Annotated in this window: 21 protein-coding genes and 1 pseudogene; 14 read left to right on the top strand and 8 right to left on the bottom strand. The window is 63.4% G+C overall.

All coding sequences use genetic code 11. The features are described from left to right. Nucleotides 1-11: 11 nt before the first annotated feature. Both V3B25_RS10830 and V3B25_RS10825 read left to right on the top strand, forming a co-directional pair. Nucleotides 12-1,034: a transposition helper protein gene (locus tag V3B25_RS10830; RefSeq protein WP_223224734.1), complete on the top strand. Its 1,023-nt coding sequence runs from the start codon at nucleotides 12-14 to the stop codon at nucleotides 1,032-1,034. A 7-nt stretch (nucleotides 1,035-1,041) separates the two neighbouring features. Then, on the top strand, nucleotides 1,042-2,343 hold the full coding sequence (locus tag V3B25_RS10825) for a TniQ family protein (RefSeq protein WP_080356541.1): 1,302 nt from the start codon (nucleotides 1,042-1,044) through the stop codon (nucleotides 2,341-2,343). A 62-nt stretch (nucleotides 2,344-2,405) separates the two neighbouring features. On the opposite strand, the pseudogene V3B25_RS10820 reads toward V3B25_RS10825, so the two are convergent. Next, a pseudogene (locus V3B25_RS10820) lies at nucleotides 2,406-3,011 on the bottom strand (IS3 family transposase); the annotation flags it as partial. A 572-nt stretch (nucleotides 3,012-3,583) separates the two neighbouring features. Between V3B25_RS10820 and V3B25_RS10815 the strand changes: the two are divergent. The 7 genes from V3B25_RS10815 to V3B25_RS10785 all read left to right on the top strand — a co-directional run bounded on the left by V3B25_RS10815 (nucleotide 3,584) and on the right by V3B25_RS10785 (nucleotide 11,817). Next, a complete protein-coding gene (locus V3B25_RS10815) occupies nucleotides 3,584-5,419 on the top strand; it encodes an AAA family ATPase (RefSeq protein WP_149908952.1) in 1,836 nt (611 codons plus the stop codon). After that, nucleotides 5,416-7,215, top strand: coding sequence for an ATP-dependent helicase (locus V3B25_RS10810; protein WP_149908951.1), 1,800 nt, complete (start codon nucleotides 5,416-5,418; stop codon nucleotides 7,213-7,215). The genes V3B25_RS10815 and V3B25_RS10810 overlap by 4 nt, the downstream gene beginning before the upstream one ends. A gap of 283 nt (nucleotides 7,216-7,498) precedes the next feature. Continuing rightward, the gene (locus V3B25_RS10805) at nucleotides 7,499-8,449 is read left to right on the top strand and encodes a DUF2268 domain-containing putative Zn-dependent protease (RefSeq protein WP_329810661.1); all 951 of its coding nucleotides are present in this window, start codon (nucleotides 7,499-7,501) and stop codon (nucleotides 8,447-8,449) included. A 212-nt stretch (nucleotides 8,450-8,661) separates the two neighbouring features. Further along, nucleotides 8,662-8,934 carry a hypothetical protein gene (locus tag V3B25_RS10800; protein ID WP_329810660.1) on the top strand — a complete coding sequence of 91 codons (273 nt, stop codon included), beginning with the start codon at nucleotides 8,662-8,664 and terminating at the stop codon, nucleotides 8,932-8,934. Between the two features lie 155 nt (nucleotides 8,935-9,089). Next, on the top strand, nucleotides 9,090-9,776 hold the full coding sequence (locus V3B25_RS10795; protein WP_071228804.1) for a hypothetical protein: 687 nt from the start codon (nucleotides 9,090-9,092) through the stop codon (nucleotides 9,774-9,776). Between the two features lie 353 nt (nucleotides 9,777-10,129). Continuing rightward, on the top strand, nucleotides 10,130-10,438 hold the full coding sequence (locus V3B25_RS10790) for a helix-turn-helix domain-containing protein (RefSeq protein ID WP_329810659.1): 309 nt from the start codon (nucleotides 10,130-10,132) through the stop codon (nucleotides 10,436-10,438). After that, the gene (locus V3B25_RS10785) at nucleotides 10,435-11,817 is read left to right on the top strand and encodes a HipA domain-containing protein (protein ID WP_329810658.1); all 1,383 of its coding nucleotides are present in this window, start codon (nucleotides 10,435-10,437) and stop codon (nucleotides 11,815-11,817) included. Before V3B25_RS10790 ends, V3B25_RS10785 begins: the two co-directional genes overlap by 4 nt. Before the next feature lie 36 nt (nucleotides 11,818-11,853). Here V3B25_RS10785 and V3B25_RS10780 read toward each other — a convergent pair whose 3' ends face one another. Next, nucleotides 11,854-12,519 carry an Ivy family c-type lysozyme inhibitor gene (locus V3B25_RS10780; RefSeq protein ID WP_329810657.1) on the bottom strand — a complete coding sequence of 222 codons (666 nt, stop codon included), beginning with the start codon at nucleotides 12,517-12,519 and terminating at the stop codon, nucleotides 11,854-11,856. 115 nt (nucleotides 12,520-12,634) lie between these two features. On the opposite strand from V3B25_RS10780, the gene V3B25_RS10775 reads away from it, so the two are divergent. Further along, entirely contained in the window at nucleotides 12,635-13,189 is a 555-nt protein-coding gene (locus V3B25_RS10775; RefSeq protein ID WP_329810656.1) for a nuclear transport factor 2 family protein, read from the top strand. 67 nt (nucleotides 13,190-13,256) lie between these two features. On the opposite strand, the gene V3B25_RS10770 is transcribed toward V3B25_RS10775, so the two are convergent. The 5 genes from V3B25_RS10770 to V3B25_RS10750 form a co-directional block, all read right to left on the bottom strand. Further along, the gene (locus V3B25_RS10770; RefSeq protein WP_005407597.1) at nucleotides 13,257-14,282 is read right to left on the bottom strand and encodes an NAD(P)H-dependent glycerol-3-phosphate dehydrogenase; all 1,026 of its coding nucleotides are present in this window, start codon (nucleotides 14,280-14,282) and stop codon (nucleotides 13,257-13,259) included. A 20-nt stretch (nucleotides 14,283-14,302) separates the two neighbouring features. After that, a complete protein-coding gene (gene secB / locus V3B25_RS10765) occupies nucleotides 14,303-14,821 on the bottom strand; it encodes a protein-export chaperone SecB (RefSeq protein ID WP_005407596.1) in 519 nt (172 codons plus the stop codon). Between the two features lie 100 nt (nucleotides 14,822-14,921). Beyond that, a complete protein-coding gene (locus tag V3B25_RS10760; protein WP_004134671.1) occupies nucleotides 14,922-15,359 on the bottom strand; it encodes a rhodanese-like domain-containing protein in 438 nt (145 codons plus the stop codon). 57 nt (nucleotides 15,360-15,416) lie between these two features. Then, nucleotides 15,417-15,842, bottom strand: a complete 426-nt coding sequence (locus V3B25_RS10755; RefSeq protein ID WP_182267020.1) for a hypothetical protein — start codon at nucleotides 15,840-15,842, stop codon at nucleotides 15,417-15,419. 32 nt (nucleotides 15,843-15,874) lie between these two features. Beyond that, on the bottom strand, nucleotides 15,875-16,342 hold the full coding sequence (locus tag V3B25_RS10750; RefSeq protein WP_005407593.1) for a YiiD C-terminal domain-containing protein: 468 nt from the start codon (nucleotides 16,340-16,342) through the stop codon (nucleotides 15,875-15,877). 35 nt (nucleotides 16,343-16,377) lie between these two features. On the opposite strand from V3B25_RS10750, the gene V3B25_RS10745 reads away from it, so the two are divergent. From V3B25_RS10745 to V3B25_RS10735, 3 genes are all read left to right on the top strand, one after another. Then, nucleotides 16,378-17,187, top strand: a complete 810-nt coding sequence (locus V3B25_RS10745) for a uroporphyrinogen-III synthase (protein ID WP_329810655.1) — start codon at nucleotides 16,378-16,380, stop codon at nucleotides 17,185-17,187. Nucleotides 17,188-17,291: 104 nt separating this feature from the next. Further along, nucleotides 17,292-18,269, top strand: coding sequence for a uroporphyrinogen-III C-methyltransferase (locus tag V3B25_RS10740; protein WP_049462222.1), 978 nt, complete (start codon nucleotides 17,292-17,294; stop codon nucleotides 18,267-18,269). Between the two features lie 6 nt (nucleotides 18,270-18,275). Continuing rightward, complete coding sequence (locus tag V3B25_RS10735) at nucleotides 18,276-19,571, top strand: heme biosynthesis HemY N-terminal domain-containing protein (RefSeq protein ID WP_201117802.1); 1,296 nt, start codon at nucleotides 18,276-18,278, stop codon at nucleotides 19,569-19,571. A 219-nt stretch (nucleotides 19,572-19,790) separates the two neighbouring features. Here V3B25_RS10735 and V3B25_RS10730 read toward each other — a convergent pair whose 3' ends face one another. After that, a complete protein-coding gene (locus V3B25_RS10730; RefSeq protein ID WP_099551602.1) occupies nucleotides 19,791-21,086 on the bottom strand; it encodes an acetyl-CoA C-acetyltransferase in 1,296 nt (431 codons plus the stop codon). A 93-nt stretch (nucleotides 21,087-21,179) separates the two neighbouring features. Here V3B25_RS10730 and V3B25_RS10725 point away from each other — a divergent pair, with 93 nt between their 5' ends. Then, a complete protein-coding gene (locus V3B25_RS10725) occupies nucleotides 21,180-22,067 on the top strand; it encodes a hypothetical protein (RefSeq protein ID WP_049423143.1) in 888 nt (295 codons plus the stop codon). Nucleotides 22,068-22,113 lie beyond the last annotated feature (46 nt).

The raw sequence follows: 22,113 nt of genomic DNA, 5'->3' as shown, positions 1-22,113 counted from the left end.
AGGAACCGATAGTGGACAGCAACTCTGGAATTCCTTTTGTGAATCATAGCCGCATGAGGACGGCTTACTCCGAACTCTTGAATGCCATCCAAGGTGCGCGCCCAGGTACGTTCGTCTGGGCATTGGCTCCTTCTGGCTCGGGCAAGAGTGAGATCAGACAAGCTATTCTTCCCGTCCTTGCCGGGAAGCAGAGCCTCTGGCCAGCTGGCACGCTTCCTTTGATATCGGTGCGTGCAATGGCCAATGATCGGGGAAAGTTCAACTCCAAGGATCTCACGCTGCGCCTCCATCACGCCGTGGTGGAACCAGACTTCGGCTGGCTGGAGAACAAGGACCGATCGGTCAGTACTGATGCGCACCATGTCCAGGCGGAGGCAGAGGTAAACAATCAGCTGTGGAAGAGAGTGAGGGCAACGCAGTCGCAGCCGAGATTGCAGCACAGCTTCGAATCTGTGGCGAAACAACGTCAACTTAAGTACATCTTCCTGGAAGAAGCGGCAACCTTGACGATGGTGCATCTTCATCAAACCAGCTATGGGTACATGTCGAACCTTGTGCGACTGATTGAAGAAATCGGCTGCGTCATAGTGATGCTGGCTACCCACACTGCGGAGAGTTTGTGGGCGGGACACCCCGACGTCTGGAATCGATCCCGGTTCGTCTACATCCGGCCGTATAACCTGAAGAATTCCCAAGACGAGCGGGATTTCGTTGCAGTGCTGAAGGGTATCGGGCAGAGCTTCAACCTGTCCGATCCCAAGCTCCTCGTTAAGAATACTGATTTGATGTACGCCAATGGTGCTGGCGTGTTCGGCCCCACTATCGACGTCGTCCATAGGGCTGAGCTCCGCCGAAAGAATGAGGGAGCGAACAGCATCACTGAAGCGCACTTGCACGCCAGCTCCTCAAGCGAGAAGGAGCTTGGAACCGTGTGGAGCAGCGTGCTGGCCTTCAACAAGCTTGCGGATCAGAGGCCCTTGAATGGTGAGAAGAGAATTGCTGACTTCCTGAAGCGCATGGGTACGGGGGAGTAGAGCGAAAATGACTACGGCACACATGCGGTATCGGTGGACAGCACTGCCGCCAATTGCACCGATCGACGGAGCCACCGCCCAGACTGAGTCACTTGGAGGGTACTTCCAGAGGATGTGCGAAACGACCGGGTTTACAAAGACACACCTCGCAGGAGTGCTTGACAAAGTTGCGGGTCAGCCAAGAAATGGACTGAGTGAGCGAAATAGCTTCGTGGGACCAGGGCAGGTGAGCCTTAACCGCGCGCGCGCGCTAGAGCAGCTGACTAACCAACGCCTGGTCGGCTGCACGCTCTCGCCTTTCATTAATGTCCTGCAGATGCGGGATGGCGGCCTTGCTGGCATCAATCGCCGCTGGTGTCCTGAGTGCCTGCTGGAGGCTGGCGAGAGTAACGGTCTAAGTGAGAGGCTCATCTGGAACTTCCTTCACTACTCGCATTGCTCCTTGCACTCAGTCAGAATCATTGATCGCTGCCAAGAATGCGGCAACAGTCAACAGTTGCGAAGGGGCAACGCGGCCTCGTGCGCCTATTGCGGTTGCAGCCTAGCGCGCGCAACCACGCACGAGAGGCCGAGCGCACTTCAGTCCTGGGCCAACGCCTCGATCGAGGACGTCGTACGCTGGACCGCAACCAACCCTGATGTGGTTATTCCTGCGGAGAACTATCAACGTTTCTTTGATGGGCTCCTTCAAGATGGGACATTGGATAGGCTGAAGATCGTTCATAACAGGTTCTGGAGGGATGCAATTCGCTTCAGACGAACTACTACCACTTTCAGAACGCTACTCAACCTATCCGCCATCAAATCTGTTGACATTATCGGAATTTTGACCGAACCAGTTCCGGCCTCATCGACTTCATTGTTTCCAAGCCATGAGGTGGACGGTGAGATCGCCTTTGATCTAGAGGACTGGGGGGCTCAGGCGAGGAAATTCGAAGTCGTGCTCCACGCGCTCTGCAAGGCCAATACGCGTGTGTTCCCTAGCCAGCAGTTCCTTAGCTTATTGTTGGTTTCTAAACGAAAAAGTTCTATCCACCGTGCGCCGTCATTCAGCGTCTACCTAGATCTTCAGAGGCAACCTGGCCAGGACCTTCTTGCGGGTCGGAACATGGCGAGCAGAATTATGGCCCTGTCCATGACCCTGCTTAAGAGCGGCATGCGCGAGCGGGGCGTAGCAAGTGAAGTTCTGAAGAGATTCGCCATTTCGGCAGAGATCGCTAGAGAGTGCGCCCGGACCGCAGTTGTTATTACAAAGGCCATGCGCTCTCCGGCCTTCCGAGCTTCCGGTGATCCCTTCCCGTGCCGCTGAAGAAGGCCAGAAGAAGACATCACTTCCCTGCGCAGCCGAGCGGGTTGTTCAACCGCGGGGTTCTACCCCGATATCACGGACGGTTCTAAAAGAGCTGCAACCTTCTGGTCCTGCCTGGCGACCCTTCGTCGCATCCTTGGGTTAGGGCGTCGCTCTATGTAGTCAAACGCATCCGCTCGTGCTGCATACTTTGTGGCGCAGTTCGTTCGATAGATCCGCTCACGCTTGAGTGGCCCAAAGAGGGCTTCGCAGGCCGCGTTGTCGCCACAATGACCCACAGCGCTCATCGAGCAGATCAGCCCGTTAGCCGCTAGATGCCCTTGGTAGTCGCGGCTGCGGAACTGGCTGCCTCAATCCGAATGCAGGATTACCTCATCGCTTCCTTGACGCTGCCACACCGCCATCTGCACAGCCCGGGTCACCATCTGGCGATCCTGTCGATCGTGTATTGACCAGCCCACGATGCGCTGGTCGTACAGATGCAGCTTGCCCTGTCGGGTCTTGATCTCGGTAATATCTGTCACCCACTTGGTTTCCGGCTCCAGCGCGAGAAAATCGCGTTCAAGCAGTTTGACCACGCCCGGCGCTGTCATGGCCGGAGTTGCGCACCGCCCGCGACGCTTGCGCTGGGGCCAGCCCTGCAGGCCGTCGGCGGCCATCAGGCGCGCATCCGTCAGTCATGAGAGCGTGGCCTGAATGACAGGCTTTGAAATTCCGAGAACACTGCAAATTCGATTGGTGGCCACAGCCCAGTTTCCAGATATGAGAAGTTGATTGACTCAGGGCAGCCGATGGGCAGCACCGCTGGAAGAGAAGGCTACGCCAGGCCGTTCCCGAAAGAATTGGCGATCCGGGGACATCAGTGTTACGAATTGCAATAACAAACTGTTGTCCTTCATGAGGGCCGTCGCCAATCAAACTCCGCCACCATGTACAAGCGCCATCACTGCATTGACCGAATAGGGCCTGCCACTTCATCGCGCGTCGGTGCGCTGAAAGGCACTGCTACCAGACGTACCCCCCTGCCTTCGCTTGGGGGACGGATCCGACGTCGCCCCTTACTTGCCTGAGGGGCCGGGGAACCAAAAGGCGATGCGCGTACGAGGGTTGCCGGAACGTCCAATTCCCCTGATTTGATTAGAATCTGCCCAGGTAGATAGGGGCTGTCAGCCGGCCATCGTCGTGCTGCAGCTAGGGACAGGAGGCGGCTACGCCGCCATGAGCACAAGGAGACATCAGGGTGTACTTGGCAGAGCTGTCTATCTCGAACTTCCGCAAGATCAACAACGCAGTACTGCACTTCCAAAGTGGACTGAACGTTCTGGTTGGTGCGAATAACGCGGGCAAGACCGCCATTGTCGATGCGTTGAGGTCTCTCCTTGCCGGGCACGATGAACCGTACCCGCGGTTGGACTCGGACGATATTCATAGGCCGAAGACAGGATCGCCTAGCGGCAACATCGTGTTCAAGTACATCTTCCGAGGGTTGAGCCCCGATGATGAAGCTGACTTCATGACTGCCCTGAAACCTGCCAAGGACGGGCAGATGGAGGCGCATATCACCATCAGCTTCTCCGAGGCGGATAAGACGGGGCGACTTAGAGCGAAGCGCTGGTGCGGAGACCATGATGATGTCGGCTTGACAACGGACATGATGGAGAACCTTCGTGGCGTCTATCTACAGCCCCTGCGCGATGCTTCTCAGGCTCTTAGACCCGGCCGCACAAGCCAGCTGTCCCGACTGTTTCAGCTGCTCGTTGATGACGATGGCAAGATCGAGATCAATAAGGCACTGAAGCTGCTGGATGATGAGCTCAAGACGAAAGCGCCGATTGTGAGCACCCATAAGGCGATAACCACTCGCCATTCCGAGATGTTGGGGCCACAGCTGTCCCAGCTGCTCGAGCTGGGGGTTAGCGTCAGCGATTTCCAACGCCTGGCTTCGCGTCTCTCCCTTACCGTTGATCTGTTCGAGCTTGAGCAAAACGGGCTCGGATTCAACAATCTGATCTTCATGGCGGTCGTTCTCAGCGAGCTGACCAAGAACCCGCAAGCCAGCTATCGAGGCCTGATCATTGAGGAGCCCGAGGCACATCTGCATCCCCAATTGCAGGCTGTGCTCCTGGGATACTTTGAGACCATCAAGGCAGTGGACAAAGAGAAGCCTGTCCAGCTGTTCGTTACCAGCCACTCACCCAACTTTGCCAGCATCGCCAACCTCGACAGTCTCACCTGTCTTGTCGACACCGGAATCAAGGTGGAGACTTTTTTTCCCCGAGACATCAAGTTTTCTGTCGGAAAGCGTGAGAAGCTTGAGCGCTATTTGGACGTCACTCGGGCTGAGCTCTTCTTTGCACGCCGCGCAATCCTGGTCGAGGGCGCTGCGGAATTGGTCCTTGTCAGTGTGCTCGCCGAGAAGTGCGGTCACGATCTACGTAAGCATGGGGTAAGCCTCATCAGCGTTGAAGGCCTCAACTTCGACTCATTCATTCCACTGTTCGGCGAGAAGGCGCTGAAGATTCCTGTTTCCGTGCTTACGGATGCAGACCCAACAGGTCCGAGTGAAGAGGATGAAGAGGAAGAGGGCGATGGCAGCGCAGAAGCGGACGACCATGCGCCGGAAGATGGGACCTCTAGTGGAAAGAAGAAGGCGGCTCCTGTCTACCCTTCGATCGGCGACAAGGTGCAGGTGTCCGCCAATACCTTGAGTATGCTCAAGTTCGAGGATTCATATCTCAAGATCTTCCATGGGCTAAAGACGCTTGAGTATGACTTGGCCTTGTACGCCAGCAATCGCAAGATCATGCTTGCGGCGCTTAAGGAGCTACACCCGAAGATCTCTGCGAACCTGGAGAAGAAGGTAGACGCCGCTACGGGAGATGCAGAGAAGGCTCGCGTACTGTTCAGCGGAATGTTCGAGCGGAAGAACGGAAACGTCCAGAAGGGGCGCTTTGCACAAGCTTTGGCGTACCTGATCGCCAAGGCGAAAAAGGAAGATTTCACTGTTCCGGAGTACATCCAGTCTGCAGTCGAACACGCTTGTCAGCTTGGCCCGAAGAAGGCTGAAGACGAATGAGCACGGATACTACTCCTTCAGCTGAACAGCGTGAGATCATCACGGCACCATTGCATCCGATGTCGGTCATCGCTTGCGCGGGAAGTGGGAAGACCTTCACGGCTGTACGCAGGCTGGCCCACATACGTCAATGCCTCGGTGATCACCGGGGCCGGGTTGCGCTCCTGTCCTTCTCGAACATCGCCGTGGAGACCTTCAGGCGCGAGTACCGGGCACTCGCAATGGGATCGCTCAAGATCCCGTCCCACCAGCGTGTCGAGATCGACACATTGGACGGGTTCATTACGACAAATATTCTGCGACCCCACGCCCATCGGACGATGGGGTGTACCACGACCCCGTTCTTGCTATCAGGGAGCGAGTCATTCCTTTTAGGAAAGGACTATCGCTTCTGGGTGGAATCGCCGAGAACCGATAACTACCCAGTGCCCCAAGGGCATATCCATCGCGTTGTCATAGGCCCTTCTGGGGCTGAAACGGGCTTTTTCTATCAGAACTCCGGCATGCTGGCGAGGATCAACAATGGCCCAAAGGTTGCCGCAGCCTTGGGAAAACTGGGGGCTTACACCCATGAGCTGGCCCGCTACTGGGTCGACCTTACCCTCCGCGAACAACCCGAGATCCTCCGAGTCCTTGCGCGTCGCTATCCCCATATCCTCATTGATGAAGCCCAGGATATCGGCATCCTGCACCAGGTGATCATTGAGAGGCTCAGCCAAGCAGGCTCTCAGATTTCCCTTATTGGGGATCCCAATCAAGGCATCTACGAGTTCATGGGCGCGACCGGCTCGTTCCTGTCCAGCTACCACAGCAAACCCGGTGTTTCTGCGGCCGCCCTGACGAGGAACTATCGGTCCGTACCGGCCGTACTCGATCTCGCCAACGCAATCTCGGCGCGCACGGACGATCCGGATAGGACAGCGCCACCTACGCTCCACGGGGCCTACTTCGTTCCGTACACGACTGCCGATACGAAAAAGGTCGTGGCGGCCTTCCAGGCAACACTGGTCTCCGCTGGGTTGGACCCAGCACGCTCCGCCGTGCTCTGCCGCGCACGCAAGTGGGCCAACGAGCTGGCTGGGCATGAGGGTGCGCCTGGCGTGGGAACGACCAAGATCCTTGCCCAGGCAGCGATGGCGCGCGATATCCACTCCGACTACTCAACAGCATTCAGACTCGTGGCAACTGCCATCATGGGTTTGATCGACAACGCGCCCAAGGGCATCGTTGCTCGCCTGACTCAGCCTGTCAGGTACCCAGAGGAACGAGCACTTCGTCGTGTCATCTGGGCTTTTACGCGAGATCCGGTCTCGGGCCTGCCCAGCGCGGCGCTGCCCGCTATTAGCGATTGGCAGCCGGCAATGTTGCAACGTGTAAGGGTCCTGATGACCAATCTGAGCACAGCCCACGGTCTCAACCATACATCGTCCACGCTCGGTGCTCGGCTCTCGAAGAGGAGTTTGCCCGGCTCACCGCTAATGAGCCCGCCTGACCTAGGTGCCGATCAGCCCTTGCGGGTCAGAATCAGTACCGTGCATCAGGTCAAGGGCGAAAGCCTGGATGCCGTCCTCTACATGGCAACGAAACCGCATGTATCTGCACTGCTAGGCGGAGGTTCCACCGAGGACGGGCGAATCGGGTACGTGGCTGTGACCCGGGCAAGGGATCTGCTGTGGTTGGCTGTCCCTGTAACAGCTTTGAAGAGCCTTCGTGCCGATCTCCATGCAAAGGGCTTCAAGGACGCAACCGCTACGGCTGCAGCCCCAACGGCCGGACAGGGCAACGGTTCCCCCTGAATGGGCGCATTGGATAGCAACCCAACGCGGCACTGGAATCAACGTCAGCGCAGGAGATGAAGCTGAATGGGAGCAAGCATAGGTTTCCGCTAGATCGGACTTGAATACGTTTCCCTTGATGGAACTGGGTTCCTGCCGGTCAGCGGGGAGACTATGAGTGCTTGGCAACCATAGTTGCGCCAATGGAAGCAGGAAATTTGCTCAACCTATGGTTGCGGATGGCGACAAACCTTTGGTTGCCCGTCTACTGTCGGCTTCTTACGCGCATCACGCTCGATGCTTGATGCGGGCACTGATCCTGATCGCCTCGCCGATCGCGCTGCTGCAGGCACAGGCGGCTGAGCGTGTCGGTCCTGCCGGGCACATCGTCGTACAGACAGACGATGTCACGCGCTTCTTCAAGGTGCTGGACGCCAACCATGGGCGTCCAAGCGCCGATGATCTGCAGCACGGCTATCTGGATGCGGGTACGGATGCCCTGCGCAGCTTCACCGACAGCCGTATCGGCTCGATGGAGCGGCTGGCCAGGGCCATCCAGGACAAGCCGGCATTGTTTGCGAAAGCGAGAACGTGCGCGACCGCATTGCCATCGATCCGCACGCGCGTCGCCGCTGCCGTCGATCAGCTCGGCGCCTTGTTGCCGTCTGCGCGCTTTCCTCCGGTCACCGTACTGGTGGGCCGCGGCAACAGTGGTGGCGTTACCACCGAAGCAGGTGTGGTCATTGGACTGGAAGCGCTGTGCAATGCCGACTGGATGCAGGCCGATGCAAGCGACCGCTTCGTGCACCTGATCGCCCATGAGTACGTGCACGTGCAACAGCCCGGCGCACGCGTTGATGTCGAGCAGCCCACCCTGCTCTATCAGACGCTGCTGGAAGGCGGCGCCGAATACGTGGCCGAACGGATCTCCGGGCAACCGGCCAACGCGCATCTGCAGCGTTGGACGCAGGGTCGCGAGTGTGCGCTGGAGCGCGCGTTCCTGCAGGACAGCATGGGTACCGATCTTTCGAGGTGGCTGTACAACGGCCCCGGCGACGATACGCGCCGCGGAGATCTCGGCTACTGGATCGGCTACCGCATTGCCCACGCCTATGTTGCGCGCGCGCCCGACACGCCCAACGCCATCGCCGAACTGCTGGATGTCCAGCCTGGAAACGCTGCAGCGCTGCTGGAAGCAAGTAGATGGCAGCCAACGTGCGGAGCAGGCGAAAGCACACAGACGCACATGCCGTGATGCCGGCTTCATGCAGGTGAATGGGTGATATTGAACAGGCACAAGGCGATACGCCGGTGCAGATCAGCTCGCCTGATCCCGCTTGTTAAGGTTCGTTGATTTACAGGCCTTCACAGCCCATCCACGTACTCAAATTCCAGCTGAAAGCGCTTGGTAGCGCCGGGAACAAACGCCGCTATATTCCAGCTTCCCCAGACGAAGGAGGGAGTGGAATGAAGCTCAACCAGCAACACATGAAGATGGCCCGTGCACTCAGCGTGGCGCTCATCGCCACCGTGAGCCTTGGCGCTTGCGCCTCTTACAAGAACGAGTTTGCAACGATCAACTCGCGTCTCGATCAGCTCGATGTAAAGGTGCAGGGCGCCGCCCAGAGTGCCGAGTCCGCCAACCAGTCGGCGCAGCAGGCCAACCAGCGTCTGGACCAGATCGAAGGTCGCGTGCAGCAGCTTGAAAGGGCACCAGCGGGCCGCAAGCCGCGCGGCTGATCCTCCCTCACCGTTTGAACTGATCCATCTCTGTATCGGGAACCAGTGGCCTTCACCGGCCACTGGCATCCTTCCACCAAGATTGCACTGCAAGGAGCCGTCCCATTCGTACCTCCTCCTCCCCTGCGCGCCGCGCCCTCCATGCCGCACTGGCCATGGCACTGGCCGTTGCGTGCAGCGGCGTAGCCAACGCCAGGGACAAGGACGCACCTGCACCCCCGGTCGCCGCAGTCGATGAACTGCCCGCTGACCAGAGCGTGTCCGAGACGGTGATCGAACTGGCCGGCTGGGTAGTCGCCAGCAAGGACAACCAGGGTTATCCGTTCGCGATCATGGACAAGGCGGCTGCGCAGGTACTGGTCTTCGGTGGAGACGGCAAGCTGCGCGGTGCCGCACCGGCGCTGTTCGGTTCGGCCATCGGCGATCACTCCGCACCCGGCGTTGCCAAGCTCGCGCTGAGTGCGATTCCAGGCCATGACCGCACTACCCCGGCGGGCCGTTTCATTGGTGGCTATGGCCCCTCCGACGATGCCGGTCGCGTGCTGTGGGTGGACTACGATTCCGCCGTGTCGATGCACCCGCTGCCGCCAGGCACTCCGAAAGAGAAGCGCGCCGAACGGCTGGCATCACCTTCGCCGGACGACAACCGCGTTACGCACGGCTGCATCAACGTCACGCCTGCGTTCTACGAGCAGATCGTGCAATCCACGTTCGAGAAGGGCGGCGTGTTCTACATCCTTCCGGACAAGGATTCGATCGCGAAGACGTTCCCGGAGTTCGCGCAGAGCCGGGGCGAAGCAAAGGACGAAGACGAGAAAGGCGCGCGGCGCGCGAGCAAGTAACAGACGCTTTGCCTGCGGCCTGTTGACGCTGCGAGCCTGCGCTGCAGGCAGAGGTTCCCGGGTGCGCTCCTGGCAGGCCCCACCTGGACCCCACTCATCGCGGACGTCCCGCCGTCGTGGCGCTGCCCATATGGACCGGATGAGGCATCGCGCTCCCACGACGCCAAAGAATCCTTGAGTTCATGAGGATTTTTTGCGGGCTGGACGCCTTTGCAGATAAATCCTTCTTTCAATGAGGATTTTCTTGCATCCAGCTCTTTTGCGAAAAAATCCTCAAGATCGAAAGGATTCCAAGGAATCCTGGGTTTTGCGCGAAGAATCCTCACTGCAGTGAGGATTCTATGGTATAGACGATGGGTCGAATCCAGAGCGTCAGGCTCTGCTGGGGGGAGTTCCCATTGAAGATCAGGCTTGAGAAGGCTGAGGCCTTGGGACCGCTGGTGAGAGCCGCCCGCAAGCATCAGGGACTGCGCCAGGATGCAACCGCCGAAGGCATCGGGGTCAGCGAGAATTTCCTGGCCAAGGTCGAACGCGGCGGTACCACAGTGCAATGGGGCAAGTTGTTCACCGTGCTTGACGAGCTGGGGCTGCATGTCGAAATCGACGTGCCGGACGAAGCGATGACCCTGCTGGCCAAACGTGCCAACGGGAAGGTGCCATGAGCGCCCCCCGTATCGATCTCAAGGACGTCATTACAACGACCGTCCTGTCTGGACTGCACTATCCGCTTCCACCACGCGAACTGCAGGTCAGCATCGACGAAGCGCCGGTGGGCCGCCTGACCGAAGCAGCAAACCTGTGGCGCTTCACCTATGCGCCGGAGTGGCTCGGCAGCGCACATCGGTTTCCACTGGCGCCTGCGTTGCCACTGCAAGACACCGCCATCCTCGATGGCTCCAGCCAACGCCCCGTGCAGTGGTACTTCGACAATCTGCTGCCGGAAGAGCAGCAACGCACGCTGATGGCAACCGATGCCAGGGTGGATGGCGCGGACGCGTTCGCATTGCTGGCCGCCTATGGCGCGGAATCGGCAGGCTCGTTGACGCTGCTGCCTCCAGGCCAGCGCCTGCCACCCGGCGGCAGAAAACCACTGCCCGATGCGGAACTCTCCACGCGTATCCAAGGCCTGCCACGCACGTCGCTTGCGGCGGGTGCCGCCAAGCGCATGTCACTGGCAGGTGCCCAGCACAAGCTGGCAATCATCGAGACAGGGGGAGAACTCTACCAACCTCTGGGCGCCGAGCCCTCGACCCACATCCTCAAGCCTGACAGCACCAGCAGCAGTTATCCCCACAGCGTGGCCAACGAGTGGTTCGTGATGCGCCTTGCACAGCGCATGGGGCTGCAGGTGCCGAAGATCGAGCGCCGCTACATACCGGAGCCGGTCTTCATCATCGAGCGCTTTGATCGCGAAATCACCGCCGATGCCATCCATCGCCGTCATGCCATCGACGCCTGCCAGCTGCTCAACCTCGACCGGCAGTTCAAGTACACGCTCGGCAGCATCGACACCCTGAAGGTCATCGTCGAGCAATGCAGAAGCAAGCTCAAGACGCGCGTCCGCCTGTTCGACTGGTTGATCTTCAATGTACTCACCGGCAACAACGATGCGCACCTGAAGAACCTGAGCTTCCTGGTCGACAGCAGGGGCATCGAACTGGCCCCCCACTACGACCTGCTGTCTACCGCATGTTACGAGACCCGCGCGTATGCCGACGAGGGCGCACGTTGGCCAGAACGCTCGGAACTGTCGTGGCCCATTCTCGGTGTCGCGCGCTTCCACGACCTTCGTTTCGAGCATCTGGTTTCTGCCGGTGAAGCCCTAGGCCTGGGAAGACCAGCCGCCACCCGGCAGCTGCGCCATCAGATCGACCGCATCGCAGGCGAAGCCCAGGCGCTTTACGCGGAGGTGCTGCAGGAAAACCAGCAATGGTCGACCCGTTTCGACATCGGCCCAACCCTGGAAGGCGAAGTGCATTTCCTGAGAACACTGGTCCACGTGATCATCGCCGACATGGTGAGGCAGCTTTCACCGGCATGATGCGGCCGCCGGAACATCATCCGGCGTCACCACCGATTACTCGCAGGACTCGCCTTCTTCCTTCAGCATCGCTTTGTCCACCGGCTGCTCGCGCTCGATCAGCGCGCGCTGCTCGTCGCTGGGTTCACCCAGCCACCAGATTCTGCAGCGCGCGGTAAGGCGGCCGACCATCTTCGACTGATCGGGCGAGTACAGCATCGCCAGCGCGGTGCCGGGGCAGTCGTGGGCCTGGCAGGCGGTGTAGAACCACCATGGCTCGCCCTGCAGCACCACCAGTTCGCCAGGCCCGCTGGGCCCGCTCAACAGGCGTTCGCGCAGCGACGGAATCTCCTTGTCAGCAGATTCGGCCGCGGCTGTGTTCTTCATCAGGGCGTTGAACGCGGCCAGCACCTTCGGGTCCTTGCGGCCGCAGTCGTCCACGGTGTTGCCGCCCACCAGGGTGAAGAAATGCGTCGCCAGCGGGTTGTCCGCACAGGTGAGTTCTCCGCCGGCGCTCGGGTCTTCCGCTTCGCCTTCGTTGTCCCACACCGCTGGATCCACACCGTCTTCGATGGACGGCGCCTGCTCGACCACCGTTGCCGTGGCCGCAGGTGCTTCGGTAGTCGGTGCCAGTGCGGCCGGTGCTGCATCCGGTGCCGGTGCCTGCCCGCAGGCGGCCAGCAGTGCGACCGTCAGTGCCATCCCTGTGATTCGAATCTTCATTCCTTGTCCTTGTCTGATCTGCGGTGCATGCCGCCGCGCGGGCGCCTGCGTGATTCTAACCAGCAGCGCGCTAGGATGCGTTCGCACGTTCCCGTCATCGCCTGGAGCCGGACGCATGGCCCGCACACGACTCGCCGTGATCTTCTGCAGTGCCCTGCTGCTGGCATCGCCGGCCATCGCCCACGATGCTGAAGGTGCGAAGCCCGCACAGCCTCTTCCTGATGCGGCCCTGCCCGCGACGCTGGATCGCGTACTGCGCGACTACGAGCAGGCCTGGCGCACGGGCGATGCCAGGGCACTGGCTGCGCTGTTCGCCGAGGATGGTTTTGTGCTGCAGAGCAACCAGCTACCGGTGCGTGGGCGCAGCGCGATCGAAGCCGCGTATGCCGGCCAGGGCGGCAGCCCGTTGCGGCTGCGCGCGCTGGCGTACTCGGTGGAGGGCAGCACGGGCTACATCATTGGTGCCTACCGCTACGGCAACAACGTGGGGGACACCGGCAAGTTCACGCTGCCGCTGAAGCGCGTGGGCGACGGGCCGTGGTTGATCTTCTCGGACATGGACAACGGCAACGCACCGCCGCGGGCGCGGCGATGGATTCCGCCGGGCATGGCCCGGCGCTACCGGGCGCCAACCAAGGCTGGCTGCTACCAGAAGCGGATTCCGGAGTAGATCCACGCCATGCGTGGATGGGCCACACACATAAAAAAACCCCGGCACGTAGCCGGGTTTTTTCGATTCACTTGAACAGCGTATCCGGATATTCCGGTTTCTGTTCCCGCGCCAGCAGCGCGCGCAGGCCTTCCTCAGGCGTCTGCTCGCCGTGCAGCACGGCACGCACGCGGTCCGAGATCGGCAGGTCGATGCCATGACGGCGTGCCTGTCGCATCACTTCGTCGGCGGTCTGCACCGACTCGACCACCTGGCCGATTTCGCGCACGGCATCCTGCAGCGTCTGGCCACGGCCCAGGGCCAGGCCCAGGCGGCGGTTGCGCGACAGGTCGCCGGTGCAGGTCAGCACCAGATCGCCCAGGCCCGCCAGGCCCATCAGCGTTTCCGGCTTGGCGCCGATCGCCGCGGCCAGGCGCAGCATCTCGTTGAGGCCACGGGTGATCAGGCCGGCACGGGCGTTGAGGCCCAGCTGCATGCCGTCGGCCACACCGGTAGCCACGGCCAGCACGTTCTTCATCGCGCCGCCCAGCTCGGCACCGACCATGTCGTCGCCGGTGTAGGCGCGGAACGCCGGGCCATGCATCGCCTCGGCCACCGTCTGCGCGAACTCGGGCACGTCGCCGTGCACGGTGATCGCGGTCGGCAGCCCCTGGGTCACTTCCTTGGCGAACGACGGACCGGTGACGACGGCCAGCGGCACGTCCTCACCCAGCACTTCGCGCGCCACTTCATGCAGGAAGCGGCCCGAACCAGGTTCGAAGCCCTTGGTGGCCCAGGCCACGCCGGCACCGGCCGGACGCAGCGGCGCCAGCGCACGCACGGTTTCACCGAAGGCATGCGACGGGGTGACCACCAGGATCCAGGCGGCGCCCTCCACTGCCGACGCCAGGTCGGTGGTGGCACGCAGGCTGTCCGGCAGCGGGATGCCCGGCAGGTAGCGCGGGTTCTCGTGGCGCTGGTCGATGGCCTCGACCACGGCAGCGTCGCGCCCCCACAGCACGGTCGGGTGACCGTGCCGTGCGAGCAGGCTGGCCAGCGCGGTTCCCCAGGAACCGGCGCCCAGCACAGCGATCTTGTCAGCGGTAGTGCTCATCCGTGACGTCGCGGCAGAAATCAGGCGTTGCCAGCCGGCTCGGAGTCAGCCAGCGACGGTGCGTCGCCCTGCTCCTGGCGCTGGCGCAGGGTTTCTGCGTACAGGCCTTCGAAGTTGATCGGCTGCAGGAAGAACGGCGGGAAGCCGCCGGCCTGGATCAGGTCGCTGATCAGCTGACGCACGTACGGGAACAGGATGTTCGGGCACTGGGTGCCGAGCAGCACGTCGATCGACTGCGGGTCCAGGCCGACCAGGCCGAACACGCCGGCCTGCTTCACTTCGGCCACGTAGGCGGTGCGCTCACCGGCCTGGCAGGTCAGGGTCACGGCCAGCACCACTTCGAAGGCGTTCTCGCCCAGGCGCTGCACCTGCTGGTTCAGGTTGAGCTGCAGTTCCGGCTGCACCTGGTCATTGAAGATGGTCGGAGCGTTCGGCGACTCGAAGGAGACGTCCTTGACGTAGATCTTCTCGACGGTGAAAGCAGGGCCGGTAGCGGCATCGACCGGCGCAGCGGCGCCGTTGGTGATCTCTTCGGACATTTCCAGTAACTCCAGGTGAATGCAATGAAAACGATGGTCGAACTACTGCGATGGGGGCGGGATCAGGCCCATACAAGGCCGGATCCGCCACCTGCGGCAATCAGTTGCGGCCCTTGACCAGCGGCAGCTCGGCCTGCTGCCAGGCGGGAATGCCGCCGTCGAGCACGTAGACCTTTTCGAAGCCGGCCTTCTTCAGCGCCTTGGCGGCGGTTTCCGAGGCGTTGCCGCTGCGGCACACCAGCACCACCGGCGACTGCTTGGCGTTGGCCACCAGCTTGTTGTCCGGGCCGAAGGCACTGGCCTGGGCATTGCGGCTGCCGGCAATGTGGCCCTTCTCGAAGTCACCGCTGGCCGACAGGTCGACCACCACCGTGCCACCCGCGTTGATCAGCTGGGTCAGTTCGGCGGGCTTGATGCCCTTGAAGCCCCGGAACAGGCGGCGGATCTCGGTGACGATGATGGCCACGGTCAGGCCGACCAGGGCCGCGGACAGCATCGGGTTTCGGCCTGCAAAGGCCAGCAACTCTTCGTAATTCACTCAGGTCACGGGTCGATTAAGCGGGCGCCGATTGTCGCACAAGCCGGACGCGGCCCGTCACTGCCCCTTCCACAGGTCCGGCAGGCCGGCGGTCTGCCACCAGCGCTTGGCCTCGGCATCCCAGCGCCAGCGCTCGACCACCACCACGGTGCGTTCGGCCTGGGTGTTCTGGTTGATCACCCCGATTTCGACCCGGCGCTCGACCAGGCCCCCGTCCAGCGAGGCGCTGCTGCGCTCGCGGTAGGACGACACGCGCAGCTGCGCGTAGCGGTTGAGCTCGAACTCGGTGGGCGGCTTTTCCTTGCGCAGCTTGGGGTCCAGATAGCCGATGGCATCGTCCATGCTGCCCCAGCGGATGGTGGCGCCGTAGGCGATCTGGGTCTCTTCCAGCAGCTTGCGCTGCTTGCGGCTCAGGTCGTCTGCCGAAGCCACGGCGCTGGCCAGCAGCAGGGAACACATCAGGAACTGGATGAGGCGGCGCATCGGTGGTTTCCCCAGAACGTCAGCCTGCCATCCTACCCTTTGGCGAAGGCAACGAAGCGACCACTGAACTCGGCGGCGGGCTTGCCATCGGCACCGGGCTGGGTGGCGATGATGCTGATGCGGGCCTTGCGGCGCTGGCGGAAGGTGTTCAGGAAGGCATCCCAGCCAGTGGCCTCGGCCGCTTCGGCATGGGCGTGCAGGTCTTCGTAGACCGGTGCCAGGTAGCGCAGGTTGCTGTCGGCCACGTAGACCTCGGCATCGTGGCCGGCCAGGCGCAGGCGCAGGCTGACCAGTGCCCAGCCGGACAGGGTCAGCACCGAGGCCAGGCTGCCACCGAAAGCGTTGCCCTTGTCGTTGACGTTGGCGGCCAGCGGCGCGGTGATGCGCAGCACGCCATCGGCATAGCCGTCGAGCTGGATCTGCATGGCGCGGACCGCCGGCATGCAGTCAAGCACGTCCTGCAGGGCGGCCAGCGAGGAAGTCAGAGCATCAACGGACATCGGAGCAGGGACCACGACAACGAAGGGCCCGCATAATGCAGGCAATGGCCGACCATACGATACCCACTGGCGCCGCCGGTTCCGAACCGGGCTGGACCTTCATTTCGCTGCGACCGCAGGGCCAGAATTCCGCGCTGCGCCGCGCCGTTGCTGGGCTGGGCGGGCATGTGCTGGCCGTGCCACCCTGGCGCCTGCAGCGCCTGAACGGCACGCCAGTGGTGCACCAGCTGCAACGCGCGCTGAACTGCGATCGGGTGGTGTTCACCAGCCCGGCCGCTGTAGCAGCGGCCGCGTCCCTGCTGCCGCTGGCCGACGCGCAGCGCAGCCCGTGGCTGACCGTGGGCGACGGCACCGCGCGTGCGCTGCAGGCGCAGGGAGTCAACGAGGTACATGCGCCGCAGCGGATGGACAGCGAGGGCCTGCTGGCGCTGCCGGTACTGGCGGACGTACGCGGCCTGCGCATCGGGCTGGTGACCGCCCCCGGCGGGCGCGGCCTGATTGCTGCGCAACTGCAGGCGGCCGGCGGCAGCATCGAGCGCGCCGATGTCTATCAGCGTCGCCTGCTGCGCCTGTCGCCACGCACGCTGGCTCGATTGGCGCATTCAGCGTATCCGTGGGTGCTGGCGGTCAGCAGTGGTGAGGCGTTGCTGCATTTCTGGCAGCAGCTTCCGCCGGCATTGCAGCAACGCTGTCAGGCACATGCCACCGCCGTCGTGGCCAGCGAACGGCTGGGCGAACAGGCGCACGCATTGGGGCTGCAGCGCGTGGTGCGCGCGGCCGGGCCCACCACCGCGCAGCTGGTGGCGGCTGCACACGCCACGCTCACCGTCCCGGCAGCGAACTGAACAGGGACGTGGGTCACGCTTGCCGCTGTGGTCGGCAACAGTGATGCTGTGCACAACGCGGCCTGCCGGAACCTGACCGGCGACGGTGCCGACAAGGAAGCCCCATGAACGAGACTCCGCCCGTTTCCCCGCCCCGTCGACCCGTGCGCTGGCTGCTGCCGCTGGCCGGGGTGGTCGTGCTTGGCGTGGGCGGCTATGCCGGCTGGTACGTCTGGCAGCAGCAACAGCACGAACAGGAAGCGCAGGCGCAGACCACGGCCGTACAGCTGCAGGGCCTGCAGGCGACGCTGGATGCATTGCGCCGCGACCAGCGCGCAACCAGCCAGCGCCTGCAGGATGCGGCGACCACCAACCGCGTGCTGCGCGACGAGATGCTGGGCCTTTCCCAGCGCAGTGCGCTGCTGGAAGAGAACCTGGCCAAGCTGGCCGACAGCGCCAACCAGGGCCGTCAGGCGGTACAGCGCGATGAGGCCGAACTGCTGCTGACCCAGGCGGCGCAGCGCCTGAACTACGCCGACGACGTGGAAGGCGCACGCCGCCTGTATGCACAGGCCGCCACCGCGCTGGCCGATCTGCCCGACAGCGACGGCCTGAACCTGCGCCAGGCACTGGTACAGGAACGCGATGCACTGGATGCGCTGGGCACCGGCCCGCGCGTGCAATCGCTGCAACGCCTGGATGCCCTGGCCAAGGCCCTGCAGGGCCTGCCCTCGCAGGTGACGGGTGGCACCGCGCCCGGCGCCGGCAAGCCTTGGTGGCAGGCCACGCTGGCTCCGTTCGTGGACATCACCCCGAGCCGCCAGAATGGCCCGCTGACCGCCGCCGAACGCCGCAATGCCGACGATGCGCTGCAGCTGGAACTGACCCTGGCGCGTGCCGCAATCGAACGTGGCGACCGCACCGGTCGCGATACCGCGTTGGCGCGCGTGGAACACTGGGCACAGCGGCGTTGGCCGGATTCACCGGCCCTGCGCGCGCAACGTGCTGAACTGAAGGCCTTGCGCGAGCTTCCGCTGCAGGCCAGCAACAGCGTTCTTGGCAGCACCCTGCAGCAACTGCGCACCCAGACCGACCGGAGGTAATCCCCCATGAAACCCCTGCAATCCCTGGTCGTGCTGTTGCTGGCGGTGGCCATCGGCGTGGTGGCCGCGCAATGGCTCGGCGCCGATGACCTCAACCGCTTCGGCGAAGTGACCCTGCGCTACGGCGGCTACGACTACCACAGCAACCTGCCCAAGGTGGCACTGCTGTCGGTGATCGCGGTGCTGGTGCTGTGGCTGCTGTGGAGCCTGATCGCTGCACCGTTCCGCGCCTGGGGCCGCTACCGCCGCAAGCAGGGCCGGGTGCGCCTGATCGACGGCCTGCAGGCCTATGAGCACGGCCAGTGGCAGCGTGCCGAAAAGCTGCTGGATGGTGCCGCCAAGGATCCGGAAGTGAGCGCGGTGGCGCTGGCCAATGCCGTGCGCAGTGCGCAGGCACGTGCCGACGGCCCCGCCGGTGAAGCCCTGCTGCAGCGCCTGGGCGAGAGCGATGCCACCCTGCAGGCGCTTCTGCGCGCCGAACAGCTGCTGGCGCGCGATCTACCGGTGGATGCGATCAACGCGTTGGATGTGGCGACGATCCAGCCGCTGCCGCCGCGCGGCCTGTGGCTGCGTACCGAAGCGCTGGCACAGGCCGGCCGCGCCCACGAGGCGTATGGCCAGCTGGGTGCACTGCGCCAGAGCAAGGTGCTGCCGGCCGACGCCAACAGCGAACTGGAAGCACGCCTGGCCGCACAGGCGCTGCTGGAAGCAGCCGACGTCAATGCGCTGGCCGCGCAGTGGGAAGCCACGCCGAAGGCGCTGCGGCCAACCCCGGACGTGGTGGGTGCGTATGCCAGCCGTGCGGTGGTCCTGAACTGGGATGAGCCGGCGTTGCTGGCGCTGGAACAGGCACTGGACCAGCGTTGGGATGACGAACTGGTGGCGCTGTATGGCCGCCTGCCGGCCGAGCGCCTGGCCACGCGCCAGGCCAACCTCGCGCGCTGGCGCAACGTGCACGACAGCTCGGCTGCGCTGCGCCTGGCACAGGGCCGCGTGGCCCTGGCCCAGCAGCAGTGGGATGCCGCCGATGCGTTCCTGCACGAGGCCATCGCCGCGGGCGCCGGTGCCCCGGCGTGGGAGGCACTGGGTGAGCTGTTCGCACAGCGTGGCGAGCACGCGCTGGCCGCGCAGTGCCTGGCCAATGCGCTGCGACTGCAGCGTGGCGAGGACAGCGTGGAACTGGTGCGCGGCACCGAAGCGCCGCTGCGTTCCACGGTGGAGGAGCAGCCGGTTACGGTGCAGCCGCCGGTGTATGACGCCAACGAAGAGCGCGACGAATTCGGCAATCCACGGTTGCCGTGAAGCGTGCCGACCAACGGTCGGCACCCACCGGAGCAGAAAAACGCCGCCCATTGGGCGGCGTTTTCATCTGTGGAACCCGGTAGTCGCCAACCTTGGTTGGCGCTCTGACATCTTCCGAACGATGACATCGCATGGCCGACCAAGGTCGGCATCTACCAAAGCAGATCCAACGCGCATTCCCGGTAGTCGCCAACCTTGGTTGGCGCGCGGTCGCAACGATCAGCGTTCGACGATCGCCACTACGCCCATGCCGCCGGCGGTGCAGATCGACACCAGCGCGCGGCCACCGCCGCGTTCGGCCAGCTGCTTGGCCGCGGTGGCGATCACGCGTGCGCCAGTCGCCGCGAACGGGTGGCCAGTGGCCAGCGACGAGCCCAGCAGGTTGATCTTGTCCGGGTCGATGCGACCCAGCGGTGCATCCAGGCCCAGGCGATTGCGGCAGTAATCCTCGCTCTCCCACGCACGCAGGGTGCACAGCACCTGCGCGGCGAAAGCTTCGTGGATCTCGTAGATGTCGAAGTCCTGCAGGGTCAGGCCGTTGCGCTTGAGCATCTCCGGCACGGCCACGGTCGGCGCCATCAGCAGGCCTTCGCCATGCACGAAGTCCACCGCCGAGACGTGCGCGTCACGCAGATAGGCCTGCGGCTCATGGCCGTGGGCACGCGCCCACTCTTCGCTGGCCAGCAGCACGGCGGCGGCGCCGTCGGTCAGCGGCGTGGAGTTGGCGGCGGTGAGCGTGCCGCGGCCGGAGACCTTGTCGAACGCCGGCTTCAGCGTGGCCAGCTTCTCCAGCGAAGTATCCGGGCGCAGGATGTTGTCACGCTCGACACCACGGAACGGTGCGATCAGGTCGTTGAAGAAACCGCGCTCATAGGCAGCAGCCAGCTTCTTGTGCGACGACACCGCCCACTCGTCCTGCGAGTCACGCGAGATGTTCCATTCCTTGGCCATGTCCTCGCAGTGGTCGCCCATGCTCTTGCCGGTGCGCGGCTCGGCCACGCCCGGGAACTCGGGCTTGAGCTCGGAGAACTTGAAGCCAGCGGTCAGCGCGCGGATCTTGTCGCCGGTGCTCTTGGCACGGTTGGCGGCCAGCAGGCGCGCGCGCAGCTTCTTGCCGTAGACGATCGGCACGTCGGAGGTGGTATCCGAACCGCCACCGATACCCGATTCGATCTGGCCGAGCGCAATCTTGTTGGCAACCGTGATGATGCTGTCCAGCGAGGTGCCGCAGGCGCGCTGCAGGGTGATGCCCGGGGTCAACGGCGACAGGCCGGAGGACAGCGTGGCTTCGCGGCCCAGGTTCCAGTCGCTGGAGTGCTTGATCACCGCACCCATCGCAACTTCACCCAGCTGCTGGCCGTGCAGGCCGAAACGTTCAACCAGCGCGCCCAGCGTACGGACCGACATGCCGAGGTTGCCGACATCCGAATACGCGGTGTTCTGGCGGCAGAACGGAATGCGGACGCCACCGAGGATGGCGACGGGACGAGCGTTGGGCATGGAGATACCTGGCATGGATGAGGGTGTCTGCAACATGGCCTGCACGACGGAGCAGGCATAATGGAGCCAAGTGTAGCTGCCGCCCTGTGATGGGCCAACCGTGGAACCATGAGCAAACCCGACCCCGCGATGAATGCCCTTGGCGTGCTGGCCCTGGAACTGGCCGGCGGCGAAATCCCCCGCCAGGCGGTGCTCAGCGCCGAACAGGCCGGTGAACTGGCCGATCGCGTCGGCCGCGACCTGTCCAAGCTGGTGCCGCAGGTGGCCGAGCTGGACCTGGTGTTCGCCGCCGCCCATTTCGACCCGGCCGAAGTACTGCGCCCGGGCTGGCCGATCCATCGCCGCCTGGAAGAACTGCAGATGCGTGCGCCGGGCCGCAACCAGGGCCCGCGCCTGCTGGCCTTCGGTACCGATGCCAACGGTGATGTGCCGCTGCCGTTCCAGGCCGATGCCAGCCTGGTGGGCGGTGGCCTGCGCGTGGTGCCGTTCCTGCTGACCGGCAGCGACGTGGCGACGACCAACGCGGTGGCCGAGGCGTTGGAAGACACGCTGCTGGCCAACGGCATGGCGCATGCCGACACCGCGTTGATGGCGCAGAACACCTTCGGTGCCCGCATCGAGCATGCGCGCTATTTCACCGTGAATGATCTGGCCGCGATGATGTCGATGCAGTACGACAATCAAGGCCTGGCCGCGCTGTGGCCGCTGATCGAGACCGCGATCATGGCCCCGGGCGAGGACGAATGGCTCAACGCCGCGCCCGAGCCGCTGCTGCGCTACACGCACGGCGAGGCACGCATGGCGCTGTTCGATCCGGCCGGCTGGTGCGCGCACTACAACCACGGCAAGAACGACTGCGACCGCCTGAAGGGCATCTACGAGCAGTTCCTGATGCGCCAGCGGCAGATGGCCGCGGTGCTGGAAGCGCACGGCGTGCCGGTGCTGTTCGTGCACTGCGAGGCCGGGCAGGACGCGCGCGAGTTGCTGGCGCGCTGATGCGGGTGGCCTGTTGGTAGTGCCGGCCGCTGGCCGGCAACCTCCG

The organism is Stenotrophomonas sp. SMYL8 (assembly GCF_036320065.1).
GTDB lineage: Bacteria > Pseudomonadota > Gammaproteobacteria > Xanthomonadales > Xanthomonadaceae > Stenotrophomonas > Stenotrophomonas maltophilia_A.
Note: the sequence above shows the minus strand (reverse complement) of the source record. Positions and strands in the feature narration are given on the sequence as shown.

Bases quoted from the DNA above. Each gene is read 5' to 3' on its own strand.
- V3B25_RS10725 (WP_049423143.1), top strand. From the start codon at position 21,180: ATGAGCAAACCCGACCCCGCGATGAATGCCCTTGGCGTGCTGGCCCTG.
- V3B25_RS10825 (WP_080356541.1), top strand. From the start codon at position 1,042: ATGACTACGGCACACATGCGGTATCGGTGGACAGCACTGCCGCCAATT.
- V3B25_RS10775 (WP_329810656.1), top strand. From the start codon at position 12,635: ATGGCCCGCACACGACTCGCCGTGATCTTCTGCAGTGCCCTGCTGCTG.
- V3B25_RS10770 (WP_005407597.1), bottom strand. From the start codon at position 14,282: ATGAGCACTACCGCTGACAAGATCGCTGTGCTGGGCGCCGGTTCCTGG.
- V3B25_RS10740 (WP_049462222.1), top strand. From the start codon at position 17,292: ATGAACGAGACTCCGCCCGTTTCCCCGCCCCGTCGACCCGTGCGCTGG.
- V3B25_RS10750 (WP_005407593.1), bottom strand. From the start codon at position 16,342: ATGTCCGTTGATGCTCTGACTTCCTCGCTGGCCGCCCTGCAGGACGTG.
- secB (WP_005407596.1), bottom strand. From the start codon at position 14,821: ATGTCCGAAGAGATCACCAACGGCGCCGCTGCGCCGGTCGATGCCGCT.
- V3B25_RS10730 (WP_099551602.1), bottom strand. From the start codon at position 21,086: ATGCCAGGTATCTCCATGCCCAACGCTCGTCCCGTCGCCATCCTCGGT.
- V3B25_RS10805 (WP_329810661.1), top strand. From the start codon at position 7,499: ATGCGGGCACTGATCCTGATCGCCTCGCCGATCGCGCTGCTGCAGGCA.
- V3B25_RS10785 (WP_329810658.1), top strand. From the start codon at position 10,435: ATGAGCGCCCCCCGTATCGATCTCAAGGACGTCATTACAACGACCGTC.
- V3B25_RS10735 (WP_201117802.1), top strand. From the start codon at position 18,276: ATGAAACCCCTGCAATCCCTGGTCGTGCTGTTGCTGGCGGTGGCCATC.
- V3B25_RS10745 (WP_329810655.1), top strand. From the start codon at position 16,378: ATGCAGGCAATGGCCGACCATACGATACCCACTGGCGCCGCCGGTTCC.
- V3B25_RS10810 (WP_149908951.1), top strand. From the start codon at position 5,416: ATGAGCACGGATACTACTCCTTCAGCTGAACAGCGTGAGATCATCACG.
- V3B25_RS10795 (WP_071228804.1), top strand. From the start codon at position 9,090: ATGGCACTGGCCGTTGCGTGCAGCGGCGTAGCCAACGCCAGGGACAAG.
- V3B25_RS10755 (WP_182267020.1), bottom strand. From the start codon at position 15,842: ATGCGCCGCCTCATCCAGTTCCTGATGTGTTCCCTGCTGCTGGCCAGC.
- V3B25_RS10790 (WP_329810659.1), top strand. From the start codon at position 10,130: ATGGGTCGAATCCAGAGCGTCAGGCTCTGCTGGGGGGAGTTCCCATTG.
- V3B25_RS10780 (WP_329810657.1), bottom strand. From the start codon at position 12,519: ATGAAGATTCGAATCACAGGGATGGCACTGACGGTCGCACTGCTGGCC.
- V3B25_RS10800 (WP_329810660.1), top strand. From the start codon at position 8,662: ATGAAGCTCAACCAGCAACACATGAAGATGGCCCGTGCACTCAGCGTG.